The 24,037-nt window shown below is 56.8% G+C and carries 19 protein-coding genes; 9 read left to right on the top strand and 10 right to left on the bottom strand.

Features of this window, described 5'->3' with window-relative positions:
* Positions 1-23: 23 nt before the first annotated feature.
* A complete protein-coding gene (locus VHE34_RS07990; RefSeq protein ID WP_325586501.1) occupies positions 24-584 on the bottom strand; it encodes a DUF1345 domain-containing protein in 561 nt (186 codons plus the stop codon).
* Between the two features lie 190 nt (positions 585-774).
* Here VHE34_RS07990 and VHE34_RS07995 point away from each other — a divergent pair, with 190 nt between their 5' ends.
* From VHE34_RS07995 to VHE34_RS08005, 3 genes are read left to right on the top strand one after another with little or no spacing between them, the layout of a single operon-like run.
* Complete coding sequence (locus tag VHE34_RS07995; protein WP_325586503.1) at positions 775-1,275, top strand: (2Fe-2S)-binding protein; 501 nt, start codon at positions 775-777, stop codon at positions 1,273-1,275.
* A gap of 11 nt (positions 1,276-1,286) precedes the next feature.
* The gene (locus tag VHE34_RS08000) at positions 1,287-3,491 is read left to right on the top strand and encodes a xanthine dehydrogenase family protein molybdopterin-binding subunit (protein ID WP_325586505.1); all 2,205 of its coding nucleotides are present in this window, start codon (positions 1,287-1,289) and stop codon (positions 3,489-3,491) included.
* Positions 3,491-5,071 carry a M1 family metallopeptidase gene (locus VHE34_RS08005; protein WP_325586507.1) on the top strand — a complete coding sequence of 527 codons (1,581 nt, stop codon included), beginning with the start codon at positions 3,491-3,493 and terminating at the stop codon, positions 5,069-5,071. Before VHE34_RS08000 ends, VHE34_RS08005 begins: the two co-directional genes overlap by 1 nt.
* A 64-nt stretch (positions 5,072-5,135) precedes the next feature.
* On the opposite strand, the gene VHE34_RS08010 is transcribed toward VHE34_RS08005, so the two are convergent.
* Genes VHE34_RS08010 through VHE34_RS08040 form a run of 7 tightly spaced genes read right to left on the bottom strand, consistent with a single transcriptional unit; the run spans position 5,136 to position 14,467 of the window.
* Positions 5,136-6,470 carry a TldD/PmbA family protein gene (locus tag VHE34_RS08010; RefSeq protein WP_325586509.1) on the bottom strand — a complete coding sequence of 445 codons (1,335 nt, stop codon included), beginning with the start codon at positions 6,468-6,470 and terminating at the stop codon, positions 5,136-5,138.
* Positions 6,471-6,482: 12 nt separating this feature from the next.
* Complete coding sequence (locus tag VHE34_RS08015; protein ID WP_325586511.1) at positions 6,483-8,123, bottom strand: TldD/PmbA family protein; 1,641 nt, start codon at positions 8,121-8,123, stop codon at positions 6,483-6,485.
* A 31-nt stretch (positions 8,124-8,154) separates the two neighbouring features.
* Positions 8,155-9,525, bottom strand: a complete 1,371-nt coding sequence (locus VHE34_RS08020; protein WP_325586513.1) for a hypothetical protein — start codon at positions 9,523-9,525, stop codon at positions 8,155-8,157.
* Positions 9,522-11,567 carry a DUF4175 family protein gene (locus VHE34_RS08025; protein WP_325586515.1) on the bottom strand — a complete coding sequence of 682 codons (2,046 nt, stop codon included), beginning with the start codon at positions 11,565-11,567 and terminating at the stop codon, positions 9,522-9,524. The genes VHE34_RS08020 and VHE34_RS08025 overlap by 4 nt, the downstream gene beginning before the upstream one ends.
* Complete coding sequence (locus VHE34_RS08030; RefSeq protein WP_325586517.1) at positions 11,548-12,582, bottom strand: BatA domain-containing protein; 1,035 nt, start codon at positions 12,580-12,582, stop codon at positions 11,548-11,550. Before VHE34_RS08030 ends, VHE34_RS08025 begins: the two co-directional genes overlap by 20 nt.
* Positions 12,579-13,442, bottom strand: a complete 864-nt coding sequence (locus VHE34_RS08035; protein ID WP_325586519.1) for a DUF58 domain-containing protein — start codon at positions 13,440-13,442, stop codon at positions 12,579-12,581. Before VHE34_RS08035 ends, VHE34_RS08030 begins: the two co-directional genes overlap by 4 nt.
* Positions 13,443-13,462: 20 nt before the next feature.
* On the bottom strand, positions 13,463-14,467 hold the full coding sequence (locus VHE34_RS08040; protein ID WP_325586521.1) for a MoxR family ATPase: 1,005 nt from the start codon (positions 14,465-14,467) through the stop codon (positions 13,463-13,465).
* A 2-nt stretch (positions 14,468-14,469) separates the two neighbouring features.
* On the opposite strand from VHE34_RS08040, the gene VHE34_RS08045 reads away from it, so the two are divergent.
* On the top strand, positions 14,470-15,141 hold the full coding sequence (locus VHE34_RS08045) for a DUF4159 domain-containing protein (RefSeq protein WP_325586523.1): 672 nt from the start codon (positions 14,470-14,472) through the stop codon (positions 15,139-15,141).
* Between the two features lies 1 nt (position 15,142).
* Here VHE34_RS08045 and VHE34_RS08050 read toward each other — a convergent pair whose 3' ends face one another.
* Both VHE34_RS08050 and VHE34_RS08055 read right to left on the bottom strand, forming a co-directional pair.
* The gene (locus VHE34_RS08050; RefSeq protein ID WP_325586525.1) at positions 15,143-15,928 is read right to left on the bottom strand and encodes an SDR family oxidoreductase; all 786 of its coding nucleotides are present in this window, start codon (positions 15,926-15,928) and stop codon (positions 15,143-15,145) included.
* 60 nt (positions 15,929-15,988) lie between these two features.
* Positions 15,989-16,531, bottom strand: a complete 543-nt coding sequence (locus VHE34_RS08055) for a hypothetical protein (protein WP_325586527.1) — start codon at positions 16,529-16,531, stop codon at positions 15,989-15,991.
* A gap of 206 nt (positions 16,532-16,737) precedes the next feature.
* Between VHE34_RS08055 and VHE34_RS08060 the strand changes: the two genes are divergently transcribed.
* The 5 genes from VHE34_RS08060 to VHE34_RS08080 are packed head-to-tail and all read left to right on the top strand — an operon-like array spanning position 16,738 to position 24,023.
* A complete protein-coding gene (locus VHE34_RS08060) occupies positions 16,738-17,217 on the top strand; it encodes a (2Fe-2S)-binding protein (RefSeq protein WP_325586529.1) in 480 nt (159 codons plus the stop codon).
* 6 nt (positions 17,218-17,223) lie between these two features.
* Complete coding sequence (locus VHE34_RS08065; RefSeq protein WP_325586531.1) at positions 17,224-19,395, top strand: molybdopterin cofactor-binding domain-containing protein; 2,172 nt, start codon at positions 17,224-17,226, stop codon at positions 19,393-19,395.
* Positions 19,392-20,099: a hypothetical protein gene (locus tag VHE34_RS08070; RefSeq protein ID WP_325586533.1), complete on the top strand. Its 708-nt coding sequence runs from the start codon at positions 19,392-19,394 to the stop codon at positions 20,097-20,099. The genes VHE34_RS08065 and VHE34_RS08070 overlap by 4 nt, the downstream gene beginning before the upstream one ends.
* Before the next feature lie 10 nt (positions 20,100-20,109).
* The gene (locus VHE34_RS08075) at positions 20,110-22,866 is read left to right on the top strand and encodes a TonB-dependent receptor (RefSeq protein ID WP_325586535.1); all 2,757 of its coding nucleotides are present in this window, start codon (positions 20,110-20,112) and stop codon (positions 22,864-22,866) included.
* A gap of 2 nt (positions 22,867-22,868) precedes the next feature.
* Positions 22,869-24,023 (top strand): DUF4249 domain-containing protein, encoded by a 1,155-nt coding sequence (locus VHE34_RS08080; protein ID WP_325586537.1) that lies wholly within the window; start codon positions 22,869-22,871, stop codon positions 24,021-24,023.
* Positions 24,024-24,037: the final 14 nt, after the last annotated feature.

The following is a 24,037-nucleotide window of genomic DNA, read 5'->3' on the forward strand; positions in this document are numbered from 1 at the left end:
AGACCGATCATAAGCAAAGATCATCAGCTTCTCAAATCCACGATCACATTGATCGTCAACGCCACGATCACCGTATTAAATAGGAAGGAAAGCATCCCATGCACCAGCGCCAGCCTTCTGATCAGCCGCGAAGAGATCTCGATATCCGAGACCTGGAAGGTCATCCCGATCACAAACGAGAAATAGGCAAAATCAAGATAGTCCGGCCACAGCTCATTCGGAATCTGCAAGCCCACCGTATGGATATCGGGGTCCAGCGGGTGCTCCCCATAATACAACAACGCATACCGGTACGCAAACATCGTATGCAACAACACCCAGCTGGTACTGACGCCCGTGATATATATCGCCGTCTCGATCCCCTTACCCAACAACCAGGGCTCCTTATTCTGCAACAACAACAACACCCCTAACAGGCTCCCTAATGTTGCCGCCAGCACGATCAAAAAAACCACGATCCGCCCCGCGTCCTCCTGCTTGGCCAACACCCGGATCTGGCGCGGCCGCATGCTCGAAAAAATGACGACGCTGATGATGATCATGCAAATGCTAAAAGAATCCCACCCGATCATGACCCTCGTCATGCCTTCCATTTTTACCGGCCATAAACACGCAGTAATGATCGTGGCGACACAAAAACTGACAAGCAGCTTATAGATAGAGGGCAACCGGTGAAACCAATTCGGACAATTCAGATATTCAGGCACACTAACGAATTATTGAGTGAGATAAAAATAGGACAAATTGAAGTATATTTATAGTAAATTCTTCTCTATGGCAGTCTACTCTTTCACCGTTAACAACAAGCCCGTTCAGGTGGATGCCGAACCAGACATGCCCCTTCTCTGGGTCATCCGCGATCTCCTCGGCCTGAAAGGGACAAAGTTCGGCTGTGGCATCGCCCAGTGCGGCGCCTGCACCGTTCATCTCGCCGGCAGCGCCGTGCGGTCCTGTGGCATTCCCGTTTCCGAAGTAGCAGGCCAGAAGATCACCACCATCGAAGGACTCGCCGGCAACCCACAGGCAGAGAACGTTCAAAAAGCCTGGATCGAACAGCAGGTGCCCCAATGCGGCTACTGCCAGTCCGGCCAGATCATGAGCGCCGTGGCCCTCCTTCACCGCAACCCAAAACCCACCGACGCCGAGATCGACGTCGCCATGCAGGGCAACATCTGCCGCTGCGGAACCTATGACCGCATCCGCAAAGCCATTCACAAGGCCGCAGCCATGCCCTCCCACCCCACCTCCCTGCAAAAGTCGCTTACACATAGCTAAAAAAACAAATTATGTCGTTTCCACATAAGATCGCCCGCCGGGAATTTCTCAAACATACCGGCCTCTCCGGCCTCGCCCTCATCCTGGGGATCGCCACCACCGAAGAAGCCAACGCCGCCATCACAAAACTACACGCCGCCGGGATCGATGCCGCCGCAATGAGCGCCCCGGCATTCGATGTAGCCAATATCACCCCGTATATCATCATCGAACCCAACAATAAAATAACGATCATCAACCCCAAACCCGAAATGGGCCAGGGTACGTATCAATCCATCCCTGCTCTCATCGCCGAAGAGCTCGAAGTTTCCCTCGACGCCGTTACCATCATTACCAGCAGCGGCCAGAAAAATATCCCGGGCCAATCCGCCGGCGGCAGCTCCTCGGTCCGCGGCAGCTACGCCAACCTCCGAAAAGTCGGCGCCGCAGCAAGAGAAATGCTCCGCACCGCCGCTGCTAAACAATGGAACGTCGCAACAGAAGAATGCATCGCCGAAAATGGAAAGATCGTTCACAAAGCAACAGGTAAGACCCTCGCTTATGGCGACCTGGCAGCAGCCGCTTCCACCCTCGAAGTACCCGCCAACCCCACACTGAAAGATCCAAAGGATTTTAAGATATTGGGCAAGTCCATGCCCCGCCTCGACATCCCACTAAAGGTCACCGGCCGCGCCATTTACGGCATCGATATGGAACTGCCGGGCATGGTCTACGCCTCCGTCGAACGCTGCCCCGTCTTCGGCAGCAAGCTGGTCAGCTATGACGACAGCGCTACCCTCAAGGTCAAAGGCGTCATAAAAACAGTAAAAGCCGAACGCGTCCTGGGCAAGAACCGATACGAAGGCGTGGCCGTAATCGCCGACAACTACTGGGCCGCCCTCAAAGGCCGCAAAGCCCTGAAAGTGCAGTGGGACCACCAGGGCTTCGACAGCTTCAATACAAAAGACTACGAACAACACCTCCGCGACCTCGCCGCCACCGACGGTCTCATCGCCCACAACAGCGGCGACTTCGACAAAGCCATGGCCGACGCGGACGCAACCCACAAGATCGAAGCCCTCTACGAAACACCCGTCGTAGCCCACGCCACCATGGAGCCCATGAACTGCCTCGCCCACTGGCAGGAAGGCGATAAGGTGGATGTGTGGACCTCCGTCCAGGGCGCCGGCATCGTCAAACGCGAACTCGCGGAAACCCTCGGCATCCCCCAGGACAACATCACCGCCCATATCTCCTTCCTCGGCGGCGGCTTCGGCAGAAGACTCGCAGCCGACTACGCCGGCGAAGCCGCCATGATCTCAAAACAACTTGACAAACCGGTCAAGATCATCTGGACCCGCGAAGACGATATCCAACTCGGACCCTTCCGCCCCATGACCTTCTCCGCTATGAAAGGGGCCGTCACCCCGGACGGCAAAGCCCTCGCCTTCCAGCACAAGGTCATCTCCCCCTCGATCAGCGCAACAAAATCAGACAAATACGACAAGACCAAACCCGATCGCTCCATGACCGAAGGCATCAGCGATCAGAAATACGAAATTCCAAATATGAAGAACGCCTACGTCTTCGCGGACATCCATATCCCGATGCAACCCTGGCGTTCCGTCACCAGCAGCACCCTCGCCTTCGCCCACGAATCCTTCATCGACGAAATGGCGGCCGCCGCAAAAAAAGACCCGCTGCAATTCCGTCTCGAAATGCTGACAAAAGAGTCGGATACCAAACGCGTCCTGGCAAAATTGAAAGAGGTCTCCAACTGGGACCACCCTCTTCCAAAAGGCTGGGGCCGCGGCATAGCCCAATATGAGTTCTTCGCCGGCCTCGCCGCTAACGTGGTCGAAGTCTCCACCCGCAAGGACGGCAGCATAAAGATCGAAAAGGTCATCACCGTCATCGACCTCGGCACCGTCGTCAACCCTGACATGGTAAAAGCCCAGGTCGAAGGCGCCATCGTCATGGGCATCGTCGCCGCCACAAAAGACGCCGTCCATTTCGAAGCCGGCAAATCGATCCAATCGAATTTCCACAACAACCGCATGCTCCGCATCAACGAAATGCCCGCCGTGGAAGTCCATATCCTCGCCGAAGGCGGCCCCGTGATAAAAGGCGTCGGCGAACCCGGCCTTCCCCCGGTTGCACCCGCCCTCGCCAACGCCGTGTTCGCCGCCACCGGCAAACGCATCCGTAAACTGCCCTTCGACCTAAACAAAGTATAATGCCAAAACTGATTGCCCTGGCCATCCTGGCCCTCCTCTGTACCCGCCTCAACGCCCAAAACCCAACGATCGACGTCCAACATTATGAATTCGATCTAACCCTCTCGGATAGCAATAACGTGATCCACGGCTCAGCCGCCGTATCCATCCGCTTCCGCGCGAATGCCAACGAATTCCACCTCGACCTGGCAAAAAAGAACGCCGAAGGCAAAGGCATGACCGTCACAGGTATAACCGAAAACAACAGCCCCATCAAATTCACCCAGGAGACGGACCGCCTGGTCATCCACTCCACCGGCACAAAAGACTCCCAGCACACCTTCACGATAAAATACGAAGGCATCCCCGCAGATGGCCTCATCATCTCCAACAACAAATTCGGCCGCCGCGGCTTCTTCGGCGACAACTGGCCCAACCGCGCCCACAACTGGCTGCCCTGCGTCGACCATCCCTCCGACAAAGCCACCGTATCGTTCAACATCACCGCCCCCGACCACTACACCGTCGTCGCAAACGGTGCACTGAAGAACGAACAAACCCTCGAAGACCACCGCAAGCTCACTCAATGGGTCGAATCCCAACCCCTTTCGCCCAAAGTAATGGTCATCGGCGTCGCCGACTTCGCCGTCGACCACCCCGGCAACGCAATGGGCATCCCCGTCTGGAACTATGTCTATAAAGAAAATAAGGAAGAAGGATTTAAAAGCTACGCCTACGCCCTCGACATCCTACCCTTTTACATCACCCATATCGGCCCCTACCCCTTCGAGAAATGCGGCAACGTCCAGTCCAAGACCCGCTTCGGTGGCCTCGAGAACGCCAGCGCCATCTTCTACTATGAGAACTCCGTAGGCTCACCCGGCATAGAATCCCTCATGGCCCACGAAATAGCCCACCAATGGTTCGGCGACGCCGCCACCGAGACACAATGGCAACACCTCTGGCTCAGCGAAGGCTTCGCCACCTATATGACCCTATGCTATTTGGAGAACAAATACGGTCCCGATACCCTTCAAAAAAGCCTTATAGCCGACCGGAAAAAAGTCATCAGCTTCGAAAAACGCCGCCTCACGCCCGTCGTCGACACCACCGTGAAAAGCGACTATATGCAGCTCCTCAACCCCAACAGCTATGAGAAAGGCGGCTGGGTACTCCATATGCTCCGCCGCACCATCGGCGACAAAGCCTTCTGGAACGCCGTCAGTACCTACTACACCCTCTATCGCAACAAGAACGCCTCCACCACCGACTTCGAGCACGTCGTAGACTCCGTAGCCCATACCCATCTCCACACCTTCTTCCATCAATGGCTAAACACCCCCGGCCATCCCCATCTTAACATCAGTTGGAAATACGATCCCGATAAAAAAGCCGTCCTCCTCGATTGCACCCAGCAGGGCGACCACATCTTCCATTTCCCCCTCGAGCTCAGCATCGACGGCATCAGCCAGCACCTCGACATCAGCCACAAAACCACCCACCTGGAAATACCCTTCGTAGAAAAGCCGGAAAGCATCGTCCCCGATCCCGATACCAATCTACTCGCCGACTTCGAGGTCACCGGCAGCCCCCCGAAGTGAAAAGATCCGGATTTCCCGGATCTTCCCAAAAATAAGGCGCACGACCTCCGAAAACCCGCCGACGTCAAACCGCGTCTGAAAGCGACGTAAACGTAAAGTCCCGCACCTTCATCGCCGGAACAAGATAACTCCGATAAGACTCGACACTGATACTCCGCTCGGGCTTCCCAAGAGTCTCGACATTGTTCAACATGATCACCGGGCTCTCATTGAACCGGAAATTCTTCACCGGGAACTTGATCTCGCCGTTCTCGATATAAAACGTACCATCCCTCGTCAAACCCGTCAACAACAACGTCTGCGGATCCACCATCCGGATATACCACAACCGGGAAACAAGAACCCCCTTCTCCGTACTCCTGATCATCTCCTCGATACTCTCCGTTCCACCCTCCATGATGATATTTCCTGGCCCCGGCACTGGGTCCACCCCCTTCTTGGACGCCCAATACCGCGAATACGAAAGGTTCTTCACCACTCCCTTTTCGATCCAGTTCCGCTTGGTCAGCAACTGCCCTTCGCGATTCCAGGTCGACGAAGGCAATTCGGGATGAAAGGGATCGGAATAGATCGTCACCTTTTGATCCATCAATTGCTCCCCGAGCCGGTTCCCACCGCCCGGCTTACTCATGAAGCTCCGGCCCTCGTCCGCATTCCGCGCATCCAGCCCAAAGAACATATTCTCCAGCATATACGCCACCGCCACCGGCTCGAGGATAACGGTATACTTCCCCGGCTCGATCGCCCGCGCACCCACACTCCCATTGGCCTTGGTTGTAGCAACCTTCGTCGCCGAGAACGTATCCAGCTTCGACACATCGTTGAACCCGCGCGCTGCATAGCCGCTACCCGTTCCCTCCTCATTGCGCGTCGTAACCGAGAATACCACATCCGTATCCTTATTATACGCAAACAACCCCTTCGAATTCATGATAGCCACACTATTGGTGCTGTTCTCCAGGTAACCCGCCGCCTGCAGCTTCGCATCCTTCGACACCTGGATGCTCTTTGCCACCGCCTCAGCCCTGGTATCCGGCGTGATCGACGCCGTCGCCGGCACAAACGTGATAGACTCGGGAAACTCCTGCGGTCCCAGCAACGGCATATGCTCGGGATTCTCCGGCGCCAGCTGCGCCAGCTCCTCGCTGCGCCGCACCACCTTCTCCAGGGAGGCGTCATCGAACTCATCGATACTGGCCGTACCCGTCTTCTTGCCAAAACTGGAGCTCACCACCAGGCTCATCCGGCTGATCTCCCCGGCCGTCGACACCGCATTGCGGGCATACCGGATATTTCCAGACTCCGATCCGTTCAACGCGACCTCGCATTCCTCCGCCTTGGAATAGCTCAGCGCTTTCTTTAACAGCTTCTGTGCTTCTTCTTTGCTAAAAATGGACATACAATTATTTTTTTAACCGATTTTTCTTGCAGTGTTAATGACATTGACCCCATTGAACCGGGAAGTGGCGCTTCCGTGCGAAACGGCATTCGACTGACCCGGCTGACCCTTCCCATCGTTGAAAGCGCCTCCAAGCCGGTAATCCCGCTCGTCGGCAACCGCCACCAGTGAGTTCCAGAACTCCTGGTTTGTCGCCTGGTAAGCCACATCCTTCAGCATCCCCACAATCTTCCCATCCTTGATCTCATAAAAGGTCTGACCGCCGAACTGGAAATTGTACCGCTGCTGATCGATCGAAAAACTTCCGTCCCCGATGATATAGATGCCCTTCTGGACGTTCTTGATCATGTCGTCTACGCTAAGCCGCTCCTTACCAGGTTGCAGCGAAACGTTCGGCATCCGCTGGAACTGCACATCGGCCCAGCTCTGCGCATAACAACAGCCCTGCGAAGCCTTCAGACCAATAATATGCGCCTGGTCACGGATGGCCTGGTAGTTCACCAACACCCCGTCCTTCACAAGGTCCCATTTGCCGCACTTAACACCCTCATCATCATAACCCACGGCTCCCAACGATCCGGGCTGCAGCTTGTCCGCCACGATATTCATCAGCTTGCTCCCGAAATGGAAATTCCCCGACTTCCACTTGTCGAGGGTCAAAAAGCTGGTCCCCGCATAGTTGGCCTCATAGCCAAGCACCCGGTCCAGCTCGGTAGGATGCGCTACCGACTCATGAATGGTCAGCCAGAGATGCGACGGATCCAGCACAAGGTCATACTTACCCGGCTCGACACTCTTCGCGGTAATCTTCTGCGCCACATCAGCCGTCGCATTCTTCACGTCCTCCAGGATATCATACCGGTCCTTATACCGCGTCACGATCCCCGCCACCTTGCCCTCGGGCGTAGGCGTCAGGTATTCATACCCCATCCCCACCGGGCTGCTCAAACTCCGGCGCGTCTGGAACCTACCCGACGCCTTATCTATCTTCGTAACATTGAAATTCGGATACAACCGGTGGATGTCCTGGTCGATATAGGACCCATCGGTCGAAGCAAAATATTTCTGTTCGTTGATGGCCAGCAACGCAGAATTCACAAAACTGGCGCCTCCCGTCATCGCTGCTCCATTCACCTGCAAAAGCAGATCGATCTTCTCCTTCAACGGAACCTCAAAGACGTTTTTGATAATGGGAGTCTTCCACGAAACCTCCCCATACCCTTTCTGGGGCGCCAGCTGCACCGGCTCGGTGATGATCTTCGCGTTCGCCTTGGCTACCGCTACCGCCTTGGCCGCCGTTCGCGCCACTCCGTCATGTGTAACGTCGTTGGTGGCCGCAAAGCCCCAGCTGCCGTTGGCGATCACCCGGATGCCGACGCCAAACGACTCCGTATTGGCGATCGCCTGCACCCGGTTCTCCCGCGTGATAACAAATTGGTTCAGGTATCTCCCGATGCGAACATCGGCATAGGTAGCGCCTCCCGATTTGGCCGCATTCAGAGCAACATCGGCGAGGCTCTTCTTGGTAGCCACGTCCATCCCGCCCTGCAGCGCCTCGGCCTCGTCGATCAACCGCGAGCCCAAAGGAAGCTTCGGCAGGGCAAGGGCTCCCAGCCCCATCCCCGCCATGTGTAGGAATTCTTTTCTTTTCATAACCCAAGCTATCGAAAAAAAGACGATCCATCTATCCGCTCATCCCGCCCATCTTTCTCTCAACCCATAAAAAGACCGCCCCCAACAGGAACAACCCCCAGAACCAGATCTTTGGAAACTCCACTTGCCCCCGCCCGACAGGCTCACCGGTAACCGCATTATGCACCGCAGGCCACACATACCACCATACAGTATCCCCCATCGGCCGGCTTATTGCCTGCCAACCCGCCCGCTCTGGCCAATATTTGCCCCTCCATAAAAAACTCAGCTGCGCATCCTGCGCCAAATACACCGCCCTTTCGCCGGCAATTCCCTGCGGCCAATCATCTGCTGTTGGCAACTCCACCACCGTCTCCTCACCCACCCTGAGTCGTCCAGTCCCTCCACCCCTCTTGGCCCCCGTCTTCTTCCTCCCTTCCCGCAACAACTCCGACCAATACCTCGCATACCCCACGTGATCTCCCGCCAGCAACCGGCTATAACTCGTATCCAATGCCGTAAAAACCACCTTCCCGCTCCCTTCAAAAAAAGCCCCCGCAACAATCTTTCCGGCCGGATCCCGGTCAAGCACCCTCGAAATCCGTCCCCCCATAACGCGCACCATCGAGTCCAAACCCGCACTATCCACCTTCACCACCAATCCCAGTCCCCTTTCCGCTACTTCCCGCTGAAGCACACCCCGCTCCACCGTTCCGCGCGCCGGTAATGCCGCCCCATCCGCGACCACCAGGTCAAAATTCCCAAGCAACGCCGGCGTCAATGGCGCCAGCGCTATCCGGTCCCGGTTCACAAAGGTCTCCTCCGCCTTCCCCCTGCTCACCATCGTCCGGCTCGCAATGACATGCCCATCACCCGAAAGCCATTTCACCAAAAATCTATTCTCAAAATCCGGCGAGGCCGCCAGCAACAGGACCCTCAACGCACCTCCGGTCGCCACCTCCACCGGCACCTCCTCCCGGTCCACCGTATCCTTCCCCACAATACCCACCAATCGATACACCGCCCTCCCAACCTGGGCCGGCACAACGCCAAGCGAAAAACGCCCCCCAGCCCCTGGCTTCGTCGAATCCACCACCTCGCCCATCCCCATCAACAACAGCTTCGCCGGTCCGCCGGCCCAGCTACCATGCACCTGCAACCGCTCTCCCCGATTCAACTTCCGCTGCCAGTCGATTTCCACCACACCGCTCAAATGCCGGTCCGCCGCCACGGGACTCGGTCGCGCCATCTCCCGCCAATGATACATCGGCAATCCCAGGCACGCGAAGGACGCCACTGCCACCACCGTAGCAGCGCAGCGCCAAAACAACCTCGCCCGGTTCACCCGCCGCCACTCAGCCCACAACAATCCTCCTAACAACACCAGGCAAAGCCCCAATACGATATAATGCCAGCTGGTCATTTAATAAAATGAAAATAAAGCCTTCCCAATCCGCCATCCGCCGCGACATTCCGCAAACCAGGCCGCTGCTCCGCCACCGGCAACAACATCCCGATCGCCTTCTCCGCCGCCACCATCTCTTCCTCGTTACTCAGCCGTTTCATCCCCTCATATCCCGCCAGAAACCTTCCCGGCTTCGCCGCCGCCTCCTTACCCAATCGCCGCTCAACCCGCCCCAATACCATCCGATCCCTCTCACCCAGGCGCATCCCAACCCGCATTCCCTCCAGCACCGCCAGTCCCATCCGCAATACCTCCTCTTCCGGCAACTCATCTATCCGCCCAAGCCGCTGCACCGGCGCCTCGATCGCCCCCAACTCTCCCGTCAGTCTCTTATCCGGGTTCAACGGCGTCAGCCGCACCCCCGTCTTCGCCACATACACTCTGGACTGCTGCTGCAGGTCCTTCAGCAATCGCAACGCCCTATAACAAAAAGGCAGCGCATCCCGCGGCTTATTCACCCGGAATTGCAGCTCCGCCTTCCACATCTCCGATAACGTGGCCCTCAATTGCGCCTTCACCGCCGGTTCCAAAAACGTCGCATCCTCCGCATTATCGTGCTTGTCCGAATACACATCCAATATCCTCGCCGCGTCGCCAAAGGTTCCAAAATCCGTGGTATCGCTCCTCGCCCCACCCTCTTCCGCTTCTTCACCCAGGAACTTCCCATATCGCAACCGCAACAGCTTTTGATCGATCCCCAGGTCATTACTCTTATCCCTGAACGCCCGTAACGCGATCGTATCCTTCACCTTCAACAGCTGCTCCGTCTCGATAATGATCTGCCGCTCGCTCCGGAAGAGCTCCGGCTTGACATCCGTTGGTATCGTCATCCCCTCGAGGCTCATCAACTGCGCAGTATCGGCCAGCGCAACAATATACATATCCGACCGCGCCTCCTGGCCATGATTATCCAGCACGGTGCAATAGAAATAAAGCTCGTCCCCCGGCTTCAGTCCCAGCGCCGGCAGATCAAGCACCCGGTTCAACATATAATCCCTTCCCCCGGGAAAGCCCCGGTCCCATCGCAGCTCCTGCTCCCTGAACTTTACCGCCTCCCCTTTCCCACTGGACACCATCGCAAACACCGACGAACCGGTGATCCCATAATCATCCGTCAACTCCACCCGCAAAGGAATTCGCATGGACTCCCCGTAATCGATCATCGAATACGGTTTCGGCCGAACGATCCGCACCTTCGGCGGCTCATCCTTCACCACATCGAACCGGTATAACGACGACAATTGTCCGCCCACCCGAACCTGGTAAAAACCCGGTTGCTGCGCAACCTCCGAGAAGGTCCACCGCACGCTATCCTCCCGCCTCAACACCTTCACCGCCGTATCATTGAAAACAAACGCCACCGTATCCGCCACGCCCTTCGTAACCACCTCCCAATTCACCTGCGCCCCCTGCTCTGCCTCCAGGGAAAAATTATCCTGCCTTCTCACCACCCGCCCGGTATAGGCCGGCGGCGTGATCCGCACCTGCACCGCCCTAACCCCGACCGCCGGCATATCAGGAAGCGGCCAACGATCACGGATCTTGCCAGGTCCGAAATGATCCCCGACCACAAGAAAAGCCATACCCGCAAATATTCCGATACCAACCGACCCTATCCCAAGTAACAACCTCCGCAGCATCGGCCTCGGAAGCTTCGCCGACAAAAGCCGCTCCTCCACCCGCGCCGCCTGTAACCTCTCCAGCCTCCCCAGATCTTCCGGCCGTCGCAACAACAACCCGCAGCTGTCTTCCAGCTCAGGTAATCGCCGGTCCAGGTAGCTCACCACATCCGCCAATCTTATCCGCCAGGTTGGGAACAGCAATAAGGCTCCCCCAAAACTTCCGGCAAACACAGGCAACACAGCCCACAAGGGCCATTTGAAATCCGACCACCCCACCTCCACCACAGCAACTGTGGCGGCCAACGCAACAAGCAGGCAGAAGAGGATCCCGCCTGCACGCCAGCGCCAACAGATGCTCCTAAGCTTTTTGGCGCCCATGATGAAATGCTTTTATCCGCTCCAAAACAAACAATACAAGTACAATGACCCACAGCAGCGGTCGCAGATCTACCCGCTCGGTAACTCCACCCGCCGCACCGGCAACATGCACCGGCTCCGCTTGCTCCGGATCGATCACCCGCCGGTCCTTGTCACTTACCCCGCCTGGAAAGATCAATTCCCCCAACACCACAGGCAACCTTCCATCCCACGCCGCCTCGTCCCATTCCGGCCGCCAACGAACCACTGTACCCGCAGCCCCTACCCGGATCCTCCTTCCCGTATATTCTTCAAGCGCCTTCAACGCCGCCCGGATTTGCCTGCCCCTGCGAACATCACCCCCATCATCCACCATCACCGCCACCGCCGCCGTATCCACCGCAATGCCCTCAAACCGATCCGCCCGCAACGCCACCCGCTCCTTCGAAAAACTAGTCCCCGTAGCCCGGCTCACCCCCCGCGTCACCAAAACACTATCCGCAGAAACCCGGTAAGCCCCTTCCACCCATCGCTCCACCGAATCGCCTGCCGGATACACCTCCCAATGAACCTCCCTCGACGTCACAGGCCGGCTACCCGCAAACCCACTCAACAGATCCGGCGTAAAAACAAAAAATGCAACCCCCGCCGGCGCAACGCTATCCATCCGCCGAAAGGCATCCCAATAATTAACCCCGCTGTCCAGCGCGTGCCGCTCAAACCCCACCTTCACCAATGAATCCGCAATGGAGTTACGCCCCGCCACAAGCACCCATTTCCTCCGCGACGCGGGCCGAAAATAATATGGCCCCGCCAACAACCCCGCAAGCGCAATGACCAGCAAACAACGCAACAACAACAACAAAAGCTCCGTCAGCCGCGGACTCCACGCCGCCCGCGCCGCCCCCCCCGTCAATAAGGCCACACTCCCGATACGCAAAACCTTGCCCCTCCTGTCCTTCCACAAATGAACGATCACCGGGATCACGATCCCGGCCATGGCCAACAAGCCTATAGGTTGTAAAAAATGGATCAAACCCCGCCGGCCCCCATCCGGCCCTTCAGATATTTCCGCAACGCAGCATCCATCGGCTCATCCATCCGCATCAATTGATAGTCGATCTGCAGGTCAAGACATCCCATCCGGACACCCGACAACCACGCCGCCAGTCGCTCCCCATAAGCACCCTGCAAAGCAGTGCCCGAAGGAACAACCACCCGCTGCCCCGTCTCAAGATCCTCCACCTGGCTATATCCACCATAATCCAGCGAAAACTCATTCCCCCCAATCACATGGAACACGATGATCTCATGCCGCAACGCGGCCAACAATTCCAACATCCGCCCGATCTCGCCGGAACGCTCATAAAAATCCGTGATAAAAACCAGCAACTCCCGCTTCTGCTCCCCTAAAAAGATATGCCGGTAGGATACCGCATCCCCAACCACTCCCCCCGCCGTCAAATGCTCCAGCTGATGGAACACCCGCGCCAAATGCTGCGGATCGCGCCGCGCCGGCGCCGCGTACGCCTGCCCGTCCCGAAAAGTGTAAAGCCCAACGGCATCGCCTTGCGAATGCGCCAGCCACGCCAGCGCCGCCGCCAAATGCCGCGCATAATCCAGTTTGGAAAAGGAACCGTCACGATGGTCCATGCTCTTACTCGCGTCGACCAACAACCGCACCGAAATACTCGTCTCCAGCTCCGACTCGCGAATAAAATACCGGTCTGTCCGCGCCACCCGCTTCCAGTCCAGCCACCGCAGATCGTCCCCCGGTTGATAGCTCCGATACTGGCTGAATTCCAGCCCCACCCCCTTCACAAGACTCTTATTGATGCCCGCCATAAACCCATCCATCGTCCGGCGCGCAGCCAGCGACAGGTCCTTAATGGCCAATATTTCCCCAGGTCTTACCATCACAACCGCCCTCCCGGCCGGGATACCGCCTTGATCAAATGCCGCGTGACATCATCCGAACCGATGTTCTCGGCCTCGGCTTTAAAATTCACCAACACCCGATGCCGCAAAACCGGCAAAGCCATTGCATGCAAGTCCTCCAGCACCACTCCATACCGGCCAAGCGACAGCGCCCTGGCCTTCGCCGTCAATATCAACGCCTGCCCCGCCCGCGGACCCGCGCCCCACCGCACCCACTCCCGTACATAACCATCCCCGCCATCACCGGGTCTCGTAGCCCGCACCAATGCCGCCACATACCCGACAAGATCATCGGAAATACTCACCTCCCGCACAAGCCCCTGCAGCTGCCTGATCTCCAACCCTCCCAGCACCGCACCGACCACCGGCTGCCGCACCCCCGTCGTAGCGGAAAGAATGCGCGTCTCCTCTTCCGCCGAAGGATACCCGATCCGTATATACAAAAGAAATCGATCCAGCTGCGCCTCCGGCAACGGATACGTCCCCGCCTGCTCAATGGGATTCTGCGTCGCCAGAATAAAGAAAGGCCGCTCCAGCGGATACGTCACCCCGCCGTAGGTAATAGAAAACTCCTGCATCGCCTCCAGCAGCGCCGACTGGGTCTTCGGCGGCGTCCGGTTGATCTCATCCGCCAGCACAATATTGGCAAACAACGGCCCTTTCACGAATTTGAAGATGCGCCGTCCCGTTCCATGATCTTCCTCCAACACCTCGGTCCCCACAATATCGGTCGGCATCAGGTCCGGAGTAAATTGGATCCGCCGGAAATCCAGGTCCAGCGCCTGCGCCAACGTACGCACCATCAAGGTCTTCGCCAGGCCCGGCACACCCTCCAGAAGGCAATGTCCACCAGCCAGCATCGCCGCCAGCATCTCTTCCACGATGGCTTCCTGTCCCACGATCACCTTCCCCATCTCGACCTTTAGTTGCGACAGCTTTGCAAGCAGCGACTCCACCTGGGTTTCAACATAACTTTTAAACATATATGAGAAAATTACCCATAAAATCACCAACTTTAAAAAAATTACAGGAACGGTTGAATCCATTTACCTTCATGCGGCTGCGCTACCGGTCCGGCGACTGGGACACCGATCAGCGGATGCCCACCAACCTGCTGAATTCGCTTATTGAATACACGACGGTCCCCGTCAATTTGCAGGAAAAGGTTGTCGCCCTGGATAGCCCGGAGATCTTTCATTATCCGTTCGCGTATCTAAGCGGGCACAAGCTCGTCCAGTTCGATGCGCAGGAAAGCGCCAACTTCAAAAAATATGTGGAGAATGGGGGTTTCGTATTCGCCGATGATTGCAATCATGACATCGATGGCCTGTTCGCCCGTAGCTTCGAAACCCAGATGGCTACCCTCTTCGGCGCCGGGAGCCTGAAAAAGATCCCAAACAACCATGCCATCTACAACTCCTTTTTTCATTTCGAAAAAGGCCCCCCGAATACCGGCTTCGAGCTCAATGGCTGGGGCGACGACCTCGTGCACGACTATCTCAAGGCCATCACGATCGATGACCGTATAGCCGTACTCTACAGCAACAAAGACTATGGCTGTGAGTGGGACTACGATTTCCGCAACAAACGCTTCCTGGCCGAAGACAACACAAAATTCGGCGTCAACATCATCATGTACGCCCTGAATAAAATATGATTCACTTCGGCACAAATTTCGGGGCAAGTTTCATAACCAAACCCGGCGCCAGCCGGTTTAACACAAGCGCAACCCACTCCATACTCCTCTTCCCGATATACGCCTCATAACGCCCCTTCCGCACCGCCCGCATGATCTTGTCCGCTGCCCGCGAAGCAGGCAGCCCCTTTTCGATATTCTCCGAAGCCTTCCCAAGCGCAGACCCGTCCCCGGTAATAGCATGCTGCGAGATATTCGTCTGGACATAACCCGGCGTCAGCACCGTCACCAGGATTCCCATCGCCGCAACCTCCGCCCGCAGGCAATCAAAGAATCCATGCAGCGCATGTTTGGCCGCCGCATAGGCGCTCCGCATCGGCGTCCCGATCTTCCCCATCACGCTGCTCATCACGACAAAATGCCCCGACTTCCGCTCGATAAAATGCGGCAACATCGCTTTCGTCAAGGCGACATAGCTGAAATAGTCCAGCTCCATCACCTGCCGCTGCACCGCCAGCTCGGTATCCACCACATACCCGCGTTGCGTGACCCCGCCGTTATGCACCAGGATATCCACCTGCCCAAACGCGCCGATCGCCTCCCTCACCCGTTCGCCAAACGAAGCGGTATCCAGCAGATCCATCGGCAAAACTCTCACCATACCCGGATTGGCGCATCCGGCCTTTACCCGTTCCAGTTCCTCCGTTCTCCTCGCTGATATCAGCACCTTGTCTCCCGCAGCCGAAAAAGCATAAGCAAGCGCCTCCCCGATCCCCGAGGAGGCGCCGGTGATCCAAATGACTTTCATGTATTAAAAATAATAAGGCCACCGCAAGATGGCCCTATATTTTATCAACAAACCTAAGTATTACTTTGAGCCGGTATCACCGCTCTGGTATTCCGGTCCATCACCGGACGAAGAACCGTTCTTCGGCTCGTTATTGTTCGGCTGATTGCTATTTGGTTGATTGTTGTTCGGCTGAGGATTATAGTTCCTCCGGCTCCGGTCGAAATAATCGTGCCGGGCCTGAACGATGGCGTCCTCCTTTTCCTTCTTCAACTGATCGACCTTAGCCCTTCTTTCCTGCTTGGTAAGCGACTTGTCGTGCTTTACATCCTTGATCTGCTGATCATAATCCTGCCGGATGTCCCGCACCTGCAGCTCCAGCTGGGAAGGCATGGCGCCATAGCCGTAATAGTACGGCGGATAGGGCAAACCCCAGGGACCATACCAGCCATATGGATAACCCCAGGGATATCCAAAACCGAATCCGACTCCTACATAAGTCCGGGGAACAACCACGACACGACCGCCGCCATGATAAAATCCGCCTCCCGCAAAATGACCACGCTGGGCCGAAGCGCCATAGGCCAGGCCAAGCGAGAACAGTATTACAAGTATCCGTTTCATAGTTTTTATTTTTTCGTTCTTGAATCTAGTATAAGAAGGCAAAAATGGTACAAGGATTAATCAGCTAAGTCGCCTATAACCAATAAATAACGTAAAGAATTGTTAAAGCCCGCTCGTCCCGCTTATCCGGAACAACCGTTCCTATAAATTATTTTCCGGCCTGCCATAATTTCGGTACCTTTCTGACACACCAAAGCCGAATTGCCATGCCCAAATACACGCTAAACATAAACGGCAAGTCCACCACCATCGAAGCGGACGAAAAAATGCCGCTTCTCTGGGTCATCCGCGACCTCATCGGCCTCACCGGCACAAAATTCGGCTGCGGGATCGCCCAATGCGGCGCCTGCACCGTCCTGCTGAACGGCAACCCGATCCGCTCCTGCTCCATCCCCGCATCCGCCGTCGCCGGTCAGCCCATCACCACCATCGAAGGACTCTCCACCGACAACTCGCACCCCGTACAAAAAGCATGGATCGCCGAACAGGTACCCCAATGCGGCTATTGCCAGAGCGGTCAGATCCTCGCCGCCGCTGCCCTCCTCAGCAAGAACCCCCATCCCAACGACCAGGACATCGACGCGGCAATGTCCGGCAACATCTGCCGCTGCGGCTGCTATCCCCGCATCCGCAAAGCGATAAAAACGGCCGCCGCCGCAGCCAAACCCGCCTCCACACTCAACTAAACAGCCATGCAATCGACTATTTCACGGTCCCGCCGTCAATTCATAAAGGACACCGGCCTATCCGGCCTCGCTCTCGTACTTGGCGCCTACCTTCCGGGCTGCCACCCGGGCGCCGATCAAAAGGTCATCAACGCCGCCGCAGGCGTCCTCCCGCAGGCCATCGAACTGATGACCTGGATATCCATCGACAACACCGGCAAGATCACCATCCTCAACCACCGCTCCGAAATGGGTCAGGGCGCCTGGCAGGTCGTCCCGCAAATGATCGCCGAAGAGCTGGAGGTCGCCATGGATCAGATCAACATCGCCTTCGCCCCCGGCAACCAAAAGAAATACGGCAGCCAGATCACCGGCGGAAGCTCCACCGTCCGCGGCTCCTATAAACATCTTCTCCGCATCGGCGCCTCCGCCCGCGAGATGCTCATCGAAGCCGCCGCAAAAAAATGGGGCGCACAACAGTCGGACTGCTATGCAGAAAACGGCAAGGTCTTCCATAAACCCTCCGGCAAAAGTTTCAACTACGGCGATCTCGTCCAGGACGCCGCAAAGCTGCAGCCGCCAACAGAAGTAACGCTAAAAGCAAGAAAGAACTATAAGCTCATCGGCAAACCCCTCCCCCGCCGCGATATCCCGTTAAAAACAAACGGCGAAGCCGTCTTCGGCATCGACAAAAAGATCCCAGGCATGCTCTATGCCGTCGTCGAACGCAGCCCCCGTATCCGCGGCAAAGTCAAAAGCTTCGACGACAGCCAGACAAAGACCATCCCCGGCGTCCGGCACGTCATCGCCGTAAAACGCACCGTCTTCGACAACATGTTCGAAGGAGTCGCCGTCGTCGCCGACAACCTCTGGGCCGCCATGGAAGGCCGCAAACTCCTCAAAGTCCAATGGGATGACACCGGCTTCGAACACGTCAGCACCGACCAGCTCTTCGCCCGCATGCACGAAGACCTGAAAAAACCCGGCCTGAACGACCGCACCGGCGGCGACTTCGAAAGAGCCTTCCAGCATGCGGCCACAAAGGTCGAAGCCGTATACGAAGCCCCCTACGAGGCCCACGCCTGCATGGAACCCCTCAATTGTATCGCCGACGTAAAGGACGATTCCATCACGATATGGGGACCGATCCAGGGCCCCGACTGGATCCAGTCCGACCTGAGCCAGCGCATGAATATGCCCATCGACAAGGTCACCGTCAATATGACCTTCCTCGGCGGTGGCTTCGGACGCAAAGCCTTCCTGGACTATCCCCATGAAGCAGCCGTCATCTCGAAAGCCATCAAAGCCCCCGTCAAAGTGGTTTGGACCCGCGAAGACGACATTACCCAGGGCCCCTTCCGCCCCGGCGCCGTCTACGCCTGCAAAGGCGGCCTTAGCAAGGAAGGCCATGTAGAAGCCTTCCAGACAAAAACTGCCACCCAGAACATGGGCCTCCAAAATCCCGGGGCCGACCTCCACACCTACAACGGCGACACCCTCGACGGCTTCTGCAAACCCTACTATGACTCCTTCAGCAACTACAGCTTCTCCGATATCCCCACCGCCTCGCCCATCCCCGTCATGTGGTGGCGCTCCGTATACGCCTCCACGAACGGCTTCGCCTACGAGTCCTTTATCGACGAGATGGCCCATGCCGCCGGCAAGGACCCCCTGGAATTTCGCCGCCAACACCTCGACAACGATCGCTACCAGGCGCTCATCGACCAGCTGATCACCCTAACGGACTGGAAGAACCGCGGAAAGAACCAGGGCTGGGGCGTGGCCATCACCGAATGCTTCAGCAGCATCGTCGGCGAAGTAGTAAAGGTGTCCAGGAAACCCGACGGTAAGATAAAGGTCGACAAGGTCATCGCCCTGATGGACTGCGGGTGGTACGTCAATCCCGACATCATCCGCCAGCAGGTGGAAGGCAGCATCGTCATGGCCCTCGGCGCCGCAACAAAACACGACATCCAATTCAAAGACGGCATGGCAGTGCAACATAATTTCGACACCTACCAAATGCCACGTATACACGAGATCCCCGAAATTGAAGTGCATATTGTCGACAACGATGAAAAAGCCGGCGGCGTCGGCGAACCCGGCCTCCCGCCCCTGGCGCCTGCCCTATGCAACGCCATTTTCGACCTGACAAATAAGCGTATTCGAAAACTGCCATTCAACCTGGATGAGATATGACGATGAACCCAAAACGACTGCTTTGCCCGACGATCCTCTTAGGCCTTATCCTTTCCCACCCTCCAGCCGCTGCCCAGCAAGCCATACTTGCCTACACCGGCAGCTCCGCCGCTGAATGGCGGCTATACAACGGCCCCCTCTACCTCGGCTATGACCATCACGCCCAGGGCCACCCCTTTTTCGGCTCCGGCGGTCCCCAGCCAGGCGCCGCTGATTACGACGGCATCTTCTTCCCAGCCCTCAACCTCTCCTATGACCTCGTAAAAGATATCGTCATCATCCCCGACAAACAAAAGTCCGCCTACGTTCAGCTCCTCACCGAAAAGCTCACCGCTTTCAGCCTCGGCGAAGACAAATTCATCTACCTCCCGGCAGACAGCACCGCCACAGGCCAACCCACAGCCGGGTACTACCAACTCCTATACAACGGCAAGGCCCGTGCGCTCGCGAAACACTGGAAACAGGTCCAGAATAACGGCAAGGCAGAAGAGAACCTGACCATCTACCGGCAATACGATAGCTGGTATCTCGAAATGAACAACCGCTATCTTCTCATCCATAGCCAGAAGAGCCTCCTGAAAGCCTTCGGCGCCGGCGACAAAGGACTTCGAAACATCCTCCACTCAAAGAACATCAGCTTTAAAAAAGACCCGGTCGCAGCGCTCACCGCCGCCGCGGAACTCCTTAGCCAATCAAACAAATAATTAAACTCGCATGGGATTTCGTCGCCTGTTACCCCTCCTTATCGCATTCCTCGTCTCTTACCATGCATTCTCCCAGGAGCCCACCCGCATCGACGCCGACTTCAATGACAAACCCTTTCCCGAATTCGTCCGCCAGATCGAATCGATCACCCACTACCATTTCTTCTTCGACCCCGAAGAGGTCGATACACTCATCATCAATTTAAAAGCCCGTCACGCCCTCCTCCCGGAAGTCCTCGACGCTGCCTTTAAGAACACGGTCTTCCACTATGGCATCGATCAGAACAACGTCTATATCACCCGCCTCAACGCCATCAAAACAACCCTCGGCGCCGCCGGAGACATACACGATAGCCAGACCTCGGACACCACCGAATGGCCGGCGGGAAAATACCCCGCCGCAAGGGCGCTACGCACCTCTCTCGAAAACAAGCTCTTCGAGATCGGCTCTCTCACCGGCCGCACCCGCCAGGGCAACGCCACCCTCGTCGGCTACGTCAGGGACGTCCGCAACGGCGAGGCCATCGTCGGCGCCGCAGTATATCTCGACAAACCTGCCATCGGGGTCATCACCGACCAATTCGGCTACTTCTCCCTCCAAATGCCTGTCGGCCGCCACGTCCTGCAAATCAGCAGCGCAGGGATGAAAAGCACCCACCGCCAGATCCTGCTCCACTCCGACGGTAAGCTGAACATCGAAATGGAAGAGTTCATCCCAAGCCTCCTGACCGCCACCGTCGTCGCCGAAAAACAATCCAATATAAAAGCCCTCCAGATGGGCGTGGCAAGGATCAATGTCCGCTCCATAAAACAAATGCCCTCCGTCCTCGGCGAATCGGACGTCCTCCGCGCCGTGATCACTCTTCCCGGGGTCACGACGGTAGGCGAAGCCAGCACAGGCTTCAACGTTCGCGGCGGCTCCGCCGATCAAAACCTGATCCTCTTCAATGATGCCACCATCTACAACCCCTCCCATCTCTTCGGCTTCTTCTCAGCCTTCAACGCCGATATTATCAAAGGGGTCGAACTGTATAAAAGCTCCATCCCCGAAAAATACGGCGGCCGCCTCTCCTCCGTCCTCGATGTGACGACCCGGGACGGCAACAGCAAACAATTCTCCGGCAACGCCGGCATCGGCCCCCTCACCAGCAAGCTGACCCTCGAAGGACCCCTCGTCAAGGATAAGACGACCTTTATCGTCAGCGGCCGGACGACCTATTCGGACTGGATCCTGAAAACGCTGCCCGACAAGGAATACAACAACAGCAGCGCCTCCTTCAACGATCTCAGCCTCCATATCGCCCATGCCCTGAACACAAAGAACAGCCTCTACCTCACCGGCTATCTCAGCAACGACAAGTTCCGCCTCAACAGCGACACAACCTATAAATACGGCAACCGCAACGCCAACATCAAATGGAAGCACATCTTCAGCAATAGTTTCTACAGTGTCATCACCGCGGGACTGGATCACTATCAATATTCCCAGTCGGCGAACAGGAATCCGGTGAACGCCTACGACTTCGCCTACAAGCTCGACCAGGCCTCGGCCCGCATCGACTTCAGCTACAACGCCTCGGCCAAACACGCGATCGACTTCGGCATCAGCTCCAGCCGCTACGCCTTCCAGCCCGGCTCCATGCAGCCCTCAGGCGAACAGTCCATCGTCACCCCCAACGTCGTTCCAAAAGAACAGGCGTTGGAATCGGCAATCTATGCCGGCGACCGCTTTGCCATCACCGACAAGTTGGCGCTGGATATCGGCCTTCGCTATTCCCATTATAACTACCTCGGTCCTCACGATGTCTACGACTACGAACCCAGCCTGCCAAAAGAGACCTCGACCATCCTCGATACCGTTCATTATGCAGCGGGGAAGAATGTAAAGACCTATGGCGGACCCGAATACCGCTTCGGCCTCCGCTATACGCTCGACGGCAATACCTCCGTAAAGCTGAGCTATAATACCCTTCGGCAATATATCCACCTGCTCTCCAATACCACGGCCATCTCGCCTGCCGATATCTGGAAGCTAAGCGACACGCACCTTCAGCCACAGTTGGGCAAGCAGATCAGTCTCGGCTTCTACCGGAACTTCCGGTCCAACACACTCGAAACCTCCCTCGAGTTGTATTATAAGACGATCGAACACTATCTCGATTATAAAAGCGGGGCCAGCCTCCTGTTGAACCCCCATATCGAGACCGATGTATTCAATGCCCGCGGCAAAGCCTACGGCGCCGAACTGCTGATAAGAAAGACGACGGGAAAGCTCAACGGCTGGCTCAGCTACACCTGGTCCAGGACCCTCCTGAAGCAGGATGACCCCCTCGCCGGCCAGATGATCAACAACGGCGCCTGGTATCCCGCCAATTTCGACCGGCCGAATAATGTCAATTTTGTCGGTAACTATCGGTTCTCCCATCGCTACAGCCTGTCCCTTACCGGCATCTATACCACAGGCCGGCCCATTACCCTGCCCATCGCCACCTTCGACCTCGGCGGCGGCCAGCGGGTATACTACTCGGACCGGAACCAATACCGGATACCGGACTATTTCCGGACCGATATTTCCTTCAACATGGAGGGTAACGCAAAGGTCCACCAGCGCTTCCACAATTCCTGGTCCTTCGGCGTCTATAACCTGACGGCCCGCAAGAACCCCTACTCGGTCTATTTCACTGAAACGAACGGCGTCATAAAAGGCTACCAGCTCTCCATTTTTGGCACCGCCATTCCTTTCCTTTCTTATAATATCAGGTTCTGACCATGCGCAAAAAGACACTGACCATACCGCTCCTGCTCACTCTCTTCATCGCCACCCGGTGCAAACGGGACTATACTCCACCCGCCCTCCAGACAAATCCCAATATCCTCGTCATCGACGGCTTTATCAACATGGGCGCCAATTCTACCACGGCCTTCAATCTCTCCCGGTCGCAAAAGCTCGGCGATAGCCTGGGTGCATATACACCCGAACTGCAAGCCACGGTCACGATCCTCGCAGGCAACGGGAATAGCTATCCGCTGCAGGAGTTGGGCAACGGCATCTATAGCTCCACACAGCTCTCCCTTGACCCAGCCCAGAAATACCGGCTGAAGATCACCACCCGCAACGGTGGTCGATACGAATCCGACACGGTCTCTGCAAAGATCGCCCCATCCATCGACAGCCTGACCTGGCGGCAGGATGACAGCTCCGGCAATGTCATCGTCAGTGTCAATACCCACGACCCGGGCAATAACAGCCACTACTACCGCTGGTTCTACACCGAGACCTGGGAATACCACGCCCCCCTCCAGGCCGAACTCCAGCTGATCAATGGCGAGATCTACTACGCCATCGACTCCCTTACCCAGCAATTCCTCATCTATTATTGCTGGCGCTCGGCCAACTCCACCGATATCGTGTTGGGTAACACCACCTCCTTCGGTCAGGATCGCGTCAGCCAGCAGCCCATAGGAACAGTCCCCCGGGGCGCGCAAAAGATCAGCGTGAAATACAGCATGCTCGCCAGCCAGTACGTCCTCACACCGGATGCTTATCAATATTGGCTGATCCTTCAAAAGAACACGCAAAATCTCGGCACCCTCTTCGATCCGCAGCCCTCCCAGCTGGCTGGGAACATCCACTGCCTGACGAATCCAAAGGAACCCGTCATCGGCTACCTCACCGCCAGCTCCATCTCCCAACAACGGCTGTTCATCGATAACAAACAGGTACACAACTGGGATACCCTCGCACTGGATTGCCCACTCCGGCAAACCGGTTGGGACCCAAATAACTTTCATAACTACAGCTATCCCGATACCCTCTGGGGCCCCTATTATTTCTCGGGACCCGTTCTCTATCTGACAAAACGGGATTGCCTCGACTGCCGGTTACAAGGCGGAACACTTCAAAAACCTTCTTACTGGCCATAACAACGTACATCGAA

It is taken from the genome of Puia sp., assembly GCF_035546395.1.
Lineage (GTDB): Bacteria > Bacteroidota > Bacteroidia > Chitinophagales > Chitinophagaceae > Puia.